The sequence below is a fragment of the Kitasatospora sp. NPDC101447 genome, from assembly GCF_044767225.1.
GTDB lineage: Bacteria > Actinomycetota > Actinomycetes > Streptomycetales > Streptomycetaceae > Kitasatospora.
In genome coordinates, this window is sequence record NZ_JBIWNL010000073.1 from 1 (window position 1) to 8,417 (window position 8,417).

Below are 8,417 nucleotides of genomic sequence, written 5' to 3' on the forward strand. Positions count from 1 at the left end.
CTCCACTCCCTCCAATGGTTGAGGCTCCATCATATCGTTGAACTGCTATTTTGGCTGGACTCACTACAGGCTGACTAGGAGAGGGGCGACCCCGAGGGGGCGTGTGCGGGTCGGCTTCACTCCCGCCGAATTGGTCTAGTTCACGGTCTAGACCACTGTTTGGGCCTCACGGCGGGTCGGGATGCGATACCCTCGGAGGGTGAGCAACGGTCTCCAGTGTATCAGTCATCAAACGTCAGGTGATCCCGCCGGAAGTAGGGTCCGGACCCGTGCTTTCGGGCGTTTGCCGGAATTTAAGGCCGGGGACTTATATTCTGCCGGATAGTCGCTTCTATCGCGCAGGATTTCCAGTCGCCCTGATTCTCGGGGCGGTCCGTCGAATGTATCAGTAGGGCACTGTCAGCATTTCCCGCGTGGTCCCTGATGTGGGCCCGGGAATGGGTGAGGGGAGACACGTCTTCGTGAACGTCGTAAAGCCGGGCCTGAAGTCCGCTCAGTCCGCCGCCGGCATCTCGCTGCGCGGGCACCAGGAGGAGGCGCTGGAGGCCATCGTGCGGGGCCTGACGCCCCGTCCGGGACACCCGGCCCCGAACGGACTGCGGGTGACGGTGCAGATGGCCACCGGGTCGGGGAAGTCGTACGTCGGCGCTGCGGCTGGCCAGAAGCTCGTCCCGCGCGGGACGGTGCTGGTGGTCGTGCCCACGCTGGATCTGCTGGTGCAGATGGTCGGTTCGTGGCGGGCCGCCGGCCGCTCCGGGGACATGCACGCGGTCTGCTCCCTGGTCGACTCGGAGCTGCCGTTCGGCGTGATGGCGACCACCAGCCCGCTGATGATCGGCATGTGGCTGTCCAACGCGGCCAAGCGCCGTCGGCCGACCACTATCTTCGCCACCTACACCTCGGTCGGCGCGGTCGCCGACGCCTACGAGTACTGGGCGGAACGCCAGGGCGAGCTGCTGCCCCCGCTCGGGCTGATGGTGTGCGACGAGGCGCACCGCTCCTCCGGCAGCGTCGAGAAAACCTGGACCGCGGTGCACGACCAGGCCGCGATCCCTGCGGACCGTCGGCTCTACATGACCGCGACCCCGCGGATCTGGGCACCGCCCAAGCGCCCCGTCAAGGGGCGCGAGAGCGCCTACCAGCCGCTGCCGGAGGAACTGGCGGTGTCCATGGACGACCAGCGGATCTACGGCCCGCACGTGTACTCCCTGGGCCTGGCCGAGGCGATCGATCGGAAGTTGCTGGCGCCGTTCGAGATCGTGGTCCTGGAGCTGCGCGACCCGCTGGGCGACCGCCAGGGCGCCGGGCGGCAGGGTGTGCCGTGGGGGCCGGGCGTCGGCGAGGCCCTGGATGGCAGCGAGGACGAGGTGCCGGCCGAACGGATCGCGGCCGTCCAGGCCGGGTTGGTCAAGACGATGGTGGAGCGCGGCCTCCAGCGGTGCATCACGTTCCATAGCCGCACGATCGAGGCCCGCTACTTCAGCGAGACACTGAACCAAACCGCCGAGAAGCTGCACTTCGAAAACCCCAAGAAGTACCCCGAAGAGTTCTGGGTGCAATGGCTCTCGGGCGAGCACGACGTGGACTTCCGCAAGGAGGTAATCTCCGATTTTGGGAGCAGCAGTGAAGAGGATGGACTGCAGCACCGGGTCGTCGCCCAGTGCAAAGTCCTGGGTGAAGGTGTCGATATCCCGGACGCTGATTCTGTTCTCCTACAGGGCAGGGGCAGCATGGTGGATATTGTCCAGGCCATCGGCCGGGCCCTACGCATGCAGCCCGGTGAGGGAAAGACCGCCAGCCTGATCGTGCCGGTCTTCCTCAAGCCCGGAGAGGAGCCCGGGGACATTCTGGAGTCCGATTCCTATGGTCCCCTGGTCAAGATTCTGACCGCGCTTCGCAGCCACGACGCCAAGGTCGTCGAGGCCCTCGCGGTGCCGCAGAAGTCCGGCAAGCGGACCAAGGGGCGCAGCGCTGAGGCTGCTTCCGGCCCTGGTGAGAGCATGGTTGGTGCGGGTGGCGGGTCGGGGGCGTTCACGCTGCCGGTGCGGTTCCAGACGCCGGTGGACGAGAACGTGCTCGCGCTGTTCATCGCCTCCAGGGTGCTGGTCGGCGAGACGCAGTTGTGGCGTGAGGGGATCGGTCACGCGCGGAAGTGGTTCGAGGAGACCGGCGGCCTTGACGTCCCCTATTCGGCACTCGTCGGGGAGATGGGGAATTACCCGCTGGGAAAGTGGCTTTCGGACCGTCGTGGCGAGAATGCGAATGGCGAGTTGGCGTCATACCGGGTGGAGATGCTGGACGCGCTCGGCATGATCTGGTCCGTCAGCGACGCCCGCTTCGAGGCCGGGCTGGACTGGGCGCGGGTCTGGGCGAAGGGCCACGGCGGGAGCCTGGCGGCGCCGGCGCGGGCCTCGGTCGGCGGCTACGCGATCGGCACGTGGCTCTCCGAACTACGGGCCGCGGCCCAGGTACCGGCCGGGGAGCAGGGGGCGCTCGCTGCGGAGCGGCGCCGCGCGCTGGAGGAGATCGACCCGTGGTGGTGCCCCACCTGGCCCATCACCTGGCAGCGCGCCTACGCGACCGCCCGGCTGTGGTGGCTGGACACCGACGGCCAGGTCGACTGGACCCGGCTGCCCCTGGACACGGTGTTCGAGGGCGAGCAGCTCGGCCGCTGGGTTCAGGCGCAGCGAGCGGGCTGGCCGGACCTGGAGGAGGACCGGCGGGACCTGCTGTCGGCGATCGGGATCGAAGAGGACCAGGAGCTGGCCGCCGCGCGTGCGGCGGCTGCGGCAAAGCCGAAGAAGTCCCGGGTGGACCGGTTCCGGCAGGGCCTTGCGGCGCTGGCAGCCTTCGTCGAACGTGAGAAGCACGCCCGAGTGCCGCGCACCCACAAGGAAGGCGAGGTCGCGCTGGGTGCCTGGTTGAACAACCAGAAGGCCCGCCGGGGCAACCTCGCCCCGGAGCAGCTCGCACAACTCGCCGCAGTCGGGGTGGAGTGGGCTTGATCGGTCCGCAGACCGGTTCTGGGCAGCAAAGCGGCGGGGGGGGGGGGGGGTGGGGGGGGGGGGCGCGCGGGGGGGCGGCGCGCGGCGGGGGGGGGGGGGGGGGGGGGGGGGGGGGGGGGGGGGGGGGCGGGGGGGGGGGGGGTGGGCGGGCTGCCGCCCCCGCGGGGGCGCCGGCCCGCCGCGCGCGCCGCCCCCCCCCCCCCCCCCCCCCCCCCCCCCCCCCCCCCCCCCCCCCCGCCGGCAGGCCGGTCGGAGTTGGTTCAGCTACGCGGTGAGGCTGAGCCAGTTCTTCGCGGAAGGCCAGCGGCGGGGCTTCATGGTCGTGCGGATGTCGAGCAGGTCGGCGCACCTGCCCTCGATGGCGTCGAGGGCGGCCGGAGGGGTGTGGTCCTGCAGGTGCAAGACGCGGACCTTGGCGAAGACAGCACGTTTGGCGGTGTTGCGGTTGTGGCTGTCCAAGCGCCCGATCAGGTCGTCGTCCCGGCTGGCCTGGCCGAGCCAGCGCAGGCGTCCGTCGGTGTCGGTTATGAGGTAGATCCCGGTGACGATGTCGAGGTCGCCGTACTTCCAGCGGGCGGACCAGGGCAGGGGGGTCAGATAGGACTGCTCGAGGTACTTCCCGCAGGCGAGGGGAAGAGCCCCACGAAGAGGGATAGTAAGGATGGGGCCGGGGGGCAGAAGCATTGTCACTCGTCGTCCCCGCTGGCCTCGGTGAGGAACTTCTCGGCCTGGGATTCCTGAACGTGCCCCAGGGAGAACTGCATCATGGCCACGGTGCCGAGGAGGTTCTGGATGTCGCTCTGGGCGGCGACCAAGGCTTGCACGATCGCACCGCGTTCCTCGTCGTCGGCCAAGGTCACGTTCTGGCCTGCGTGCTGCGCGGCGGCGATGAACTCGCGGGCGGCCTCGAGCAGATCGACTGCGGCGCGCGGGGCGTGGTTGGTGGCCTCGCTGTAGAAGGTGCTGCGTGCTTCGGCCAGGGCTTCCTGAGGGGTCGGGTCCGGCTTGCCTGGGTTGCTTGAGTCGGTCTCGCTGTCCCGCCCTTTCAACGGCGTCTTCTTCTTGGCCGTCTTGGGGAACTGCTCGTCGAACCAGTGCTTGTCCGCCACCGTGCCGTCCAGCGGCACGCCGTCGTTGTCGACCGCGCGCGGATCACGGTTCTCGTTGGCGGCTTCGGCGAGTTCGCGCATGAGCGCCACGGCGCGTCGCGGCTTGGCCAACATCGCGCCGCGAGCGCTGATGGTGCTGCGGCGGATCTTGCGGTCGGCCGCGGTCTCGGCCTGGTCTTCGGGGTCGTTGTCGTGGCCGCCGGCCTGAGCACCGATCGATCCGCGGTCCGCATCGATGATCTTGTATTCGGCGAGCCAGTGGATGCCGCGGGTGGTCAGGAACTCGTGCAGGACATCCTGGTCCTCGATGCCCTTGTCCAGCGCTTCACGCCAGGCGGGGAGGGCCAGTTGCCCGTTGGTCTTGATGAAGGTGCTGCCAAGCAGGCCGTCCAGAACGCGGGGGTTCCACCGGTACCGGTAGCCAGCGTTGGCGACCGCGGAGACCATCCGGAGCCGGTTCGCCACGTGGTCCTTGCCGGTGTAGCTGCGCTTGGGCTCGCCCAGGACGCGGGCGACGGCCTTGATGCGGTCGGGGTCCTCGGGGAAGACCACGGCGAACAGGGTCCGGTCGCGGCGGTCCCGGGCCGTGACCAGGTCCTCGCCCTCGTGCGCGAACGTATCGGCGCCTTCTCCGGCGAGCCAGGCCCGCTCGCTCTCGGTCAGCCAGCCGTTGGCCTTGGCGTCGCGCAGGACTGCGCGCATGTCGGAGGCGGCCTTCTCGGCGAGGCTGTAGCCGAGGGGCGGGCGCCGGTGGTCGGCTCGGTTGGGGTCGAAGACCACGTTGTGGAACTCGTCGGGGTGGGCCGTTCCGACGATGATCCCGATCTGGACGGTGGCCACCTTCTCGGCGTTGAGCGCGACCTCGTGCAGCGGGTGGCGTTCGTCGGTGTATGCGGCGCGGATCGATTCCGCAAAGGCCGGCACCCACACCGCGGGGTCGGCGATGCGGGCCGGGTATTCGCCGCTCTCCGGGAGGGCGACGAGCTTGGCGCGGTCGACGCCGAAGACGATGTCCTTGGCCGAGAGGCCGAACAGGCCGAGCCGTGCCCTCGAGCGGTTCGCGCCCTTGATGGCGGTCAGGTCCAGGACCCGGCGGACCTTCGCCTCCGAGCCGTTCTCGGCGACAGTGCGTAGCAGGACCGCGTGCAGGGTGCTCTCGTTCTGGCCGTAGGTGCGGATGTCGTCGGTGAGCTTGTACCCGCGGGAGCCGTCGGCGTCGTTGAGGGCGCTCTCCATGACGCCGATCAGGGAGCTGAGGGTGTTAGCGGGCACCGGGTGGGCGGTGGCCAGGTAGGGAAGGGCGCGGCCGTCGGTGCCGGTGCCAGTGGTGAGGCGGGGCAGCATGCGGATCGGGTCGGGGTTGGGCCTGGTCGGCGAGTGGAAGGAGCCGCGGATGCGCTCGTTGTACTCGCCGGGGGCGCCGGTGAAGCCGTGGACGGTGACGTTCAGGACCTGCAGCCCGGTCCCCGGGTCAACGGTGATGACTCCGGGGCGCAGTTGGTAGGCCCCGCCTGTCCGGGTCAGGAAGTCCTTGGGGCGCACGACGTAGGGGGCAATGCCGTCGGTGATCTCCAGCGGCAAGCCGGTCGCGAGGGCGAGCGCGTCGGAGAAGGCCTTGGTCCAGTTGCCCTTGTCGGCACCGGGGTACGGGTTGGCGGTATCTGACGGGTTGTCGCGGACGGTGGAGGTGACTGACACAGTGGCTCCGAGGGGAGGACGTGGAAGCAGTCCGGGCCGGGCGGTCCGGGCAGAGCAGAAGGCCCGGACCCCGGGGAGTCCCCGCAGGAGTCCTTCGGTGCCAGTCGCCGCACGCGAACGCGATGTAGACGCCTGAACCCGTCCGGTTCCCGACCATGTGTCGCGGCCGCCAAGCAGCCATTGCGCGCTCTCCCGGCCTTGTGGACCATTGGGAGTCAGGCAGAGTTCCGGCATCGAGCCGAAAGCTTCCTCCAGGATACTCCTGCCCACAGCGTGGTCGGCGGCTTTTACTCCTACAGCGCCCCAACCTCCCCCACCAGGACCGCCAGTAGCACCGGATCAGATGACGCTCCGGCAGTCGTGACCTCGCGATTTCCCGTGCGGCCACCCGGCGCGGGCCGCGATCGGCGGGTACGCGATCGGGGGCTGGCTGGCCGGGCTTCGGGCGGCGGCCGAGGTGCCGGCGGGTGAGCAGGGGGCGCTCGATCCGGAGTGGCGGGAGGCGCTGGAGGAGATCGACCCGTGGTGGTGCCGCGCTGGCCGATCGCCTGGCAGCGCGCCCTACGCGGTGGCCCGGCAGTGGTGGCTGGAGTTGGACGGCCGGGTCGACTGGACCCGGCTGCCCTTGGAGACGGTGTTCGAGGGCGAGCAGCTCGGCCGCTGGGTGCAGGCGCAGCGGGCCGACTGGCCCGGCCTGGAGACCGACCAGCGGGACTGCTGACGGGCGATCGGCATCGAGGCCGACCTCGCGCTGGTGGCCGCGAAGGCCGCCGCCGAGGCGAAGCCGAAGGTGTCCTGCGGCGACCGGTTCGCCCAGGGCTTGGCGGCGCTCGCCCGGTTCGTCGAGCGGGAGCAGCATCCCCGGGTCCCCCGCTCGCACAAGGAGCAGGTGGAGGCTGTGGAGGCCGGCCCCGGTGGCGAGGAGCAGGTGGTGGTGTCGCACTTCGCGCTGGGCATCTGGCTCAACAAGCAGAAGGCCCGCCGGGCCAAGCTCACGCCGGAGCAGCTCGCGCAGCTCGCCGAGCACGGGGTGGAGTGGGCGTAGGGCCGGGCCCGGGCGGGGTCATTGTCGGAGGCTCGCGCTACGCTACGGCGGCCCCGAGAAGGCACTCAAGGCCGTCACCTCGCTGTGGGTGACGGCCTCTGTCGCTGGCCTGGCGTGCGCTGTCGAAGGCGTCGGCAGAAGGCGGTCAGCGCGTGAGGCGCGGCAACGAAGAATGGATGGCCATTGGCCTCCCTCGTCACATCATCGGACGGTACGGTGGCGTCTTCGGTGAAGACGCAGCTTGGTGGGGGCGTGGTGGGGATCAGGTTCGGGCTCGCGGAACTGTCACTTTCAGACGGGACCACCGTGCAGCCGCCGCTGGACGGTCTGACTGTGTTCATCGGCCCGAATAACAGTGGTAAGTCCCTGCTGCTGCGTGAGATCGCTGCCAGGCTGTCCCCCATCCAGGCCGGCCAGAGTTTTGCAGCGCTGTGGCTGGCCGATGCCGCCATCGCGGCTGAGGGGGCATCCGGTGACCTGTTCGACTGGCTCCACCAGCAGGGTCAGGTCCCACGCCGCTTTCCCGGCGGTCATGAGCTCGCTTACCCGGGCCCGACGCAACAGCCCTGGAGCCGCTCGCAGGTCGCAAACTCCTGGGAGAGCAGGCTATACGGCAATATCGCGCACCTGCTGGTCGCTCATCTGTCCACCCAGGACCGTCTTCAGTCCCATCACAGCAACAGTCAGTGGTGGGACCCAGGCTTTCCTCCGAGTCATCCTCTCCAGTATCTGGCTGACGTGCGTGGAGCTCAGGACGTCTTCTCGCGCCGAGTCGTGGCCGCGTTCGGCCAGCCGGTGTCGATCGACCGTTATGACCACACGCAGCTGCGGCTGAGGGTCGGTGAACCGGGTATACCCGACGAGGTTCCACCGCCTTCGCCCGAGCTGCGTGCTGCATATCAGGCTCTTCCCGCCGTGAGCGAGCAAGGGGATGGCTTCCAGGCCTTCGTGAACGTCCTGATCAACACTCTGGTACGTCCCCGGCCCGTCATTCTCGTCGATGAACCGGAGGCGTTCCTTCATCCTCCTCAGGCGCGCCTGCTCGGCCGATTCCTCGCCGCAGATACACCGTCCCCGTGCCAGGTCTTCGTCGCCACTCACAGCTCCGACTTCCTGGCGGGCCTCATGGACGCCGGAGCGGCCAAGCCCATCAGCCTCGTCAGGCTCTCCCGTACCGCCACATACGCTCAAGCCAGGAGCCTGCAGCCGGAAGACGTCAGCGGCATCCTCAAGACACCAGCGCTCCGTTACTCGAACATCATCTCCGGCCTCTTTCACGACCGCGTCGTGCTGTGCGAAGCGGAAGGGGACTGCCAGTTCTACCAGGCGAGCTTCGACGCCATACGGGGCGGGAAGCCACACGACAACACCGTCTTCCTCCACCTCAGCGGCAAAGCCCGCCTGGCCGATGCCGCCGCCAAGCTCCGCCAATGCGGCATCCCCGTCGCCGTGATCGCCGACATCGACCTGAGGTTCCCCCGACGTGCGGAAGGTTGCCGGAGATGGCCTGATGGGCCATGAGAAGGGAGCCTCTGCCATGGCTGCACCGATGAAGTACCC

Annotated in this window: 6 protein-coding genes; 4 read left to right on the top strand and 2 right to left on the bottom strand. The window is 69.2% G+C overall.

What is annotated here, in order from left to right:
- The first annotated feature begins 461 nt into the window (after positions 1 to 461).
- Positions 462 to 3,005 (top strand): Helicase associated domain protein, encoded by a 2,544-nt coding sequence (locus ACIRST_RS42045; RefSeq protein WP_402810021.1) that lies wholly within the window; start codon positions 462 to 464, stop codon positions 3,003 to 3,005.
- A 264-nt stretch (positions 3,006 to 3,269) separates the two neighbouring features.
- On the opposite strand, the gene ACIRST_RS42050 is transcribed toward ACIRST_RS42045, so the two are convergent.
- Together ACIRST_RS42050 and ACIRST_RS42055 are read right to left on the bottom strand one after the other, a co-directional pair.
- Positions 3,270 to 3,695 (bottom strand): hypothetical protein, encoded by a 426-nt coding sequence (locus ACIRST_RS42050; RefSeq protein WP_402810023.1) that lies wholly within the window; start codon positions 3,693 to 3,695, stop codon positions 3,270 to 3,272.
- The gene (locus tag ACIRST_RS42055) at positions 3,692 to 5,812 is read right to left on the bottom strand and encodes a hypothetical protein (protein WP_402810025.1); all 2,121 of its coding nucleotides are present in this window, start codon (positions 5,810 to 5,812) and stop codon (positions 3,692 to 3,694) included. Before ACIRST_RS42055 ends, ACIRST_RS42050 begins: the two co-directional genes overlap by 4 nt.
- 457 nt (positions 5,813 to 6,269) lie before the next feature.
- Between ACIRST_RS42055 and ACIRST_RS42060 the strand changes: the two genes are divergently transcribed.
- The 3 genes from ACIRST_RS42060 (at position 6,270) to ACIRST_RS42070 (ending at position 8,378) form a co-directional block, all read left to right on the top strand.
- On the top strand, positions 6,270 to 6,533 hold the full coding sequence (locus tag ACIRST_RS42060) for a hypothetical protein (RefSeq protein WP_402810027.1): 264 nt from the start codon (positions 6,270 to 6,272) through the stop codon (positions 6,531 to 6,533).
- Between the two features lie 33 nt (positions 6,534 to 6,566).
- The gene (locus ACIRST_RS42065) at positions 6,567 to 6,857 is read left to right on the top strand and encodes a helicase associated domain-containing protein (RefSeq protein ID WP_402810030.1); all 291 of its coding nucleotides are present in this window, start codon (positions 6,567 to 6,569) and stop codon (positions 6,855 to 6,857) included.
- A gap of 228 nt (positions 6,858 to 7,085) precedes the next feature.
- Positions 7,086 to 8,378 carry an ATP-dependent nuclease gene (locus tag ACIRST_RS42070; protein ID WP_402810033.1) on the top strand — a complete coding sequence of 431 codons (1,293 nt, stop codon included), beginning with the start codon at positions 7,086 to 7,088 and terminating at the stop codon, positions 8,376 to 8,378.
- Positions 8,379 to 8,417: the final 39 nt, after the last annotated feature.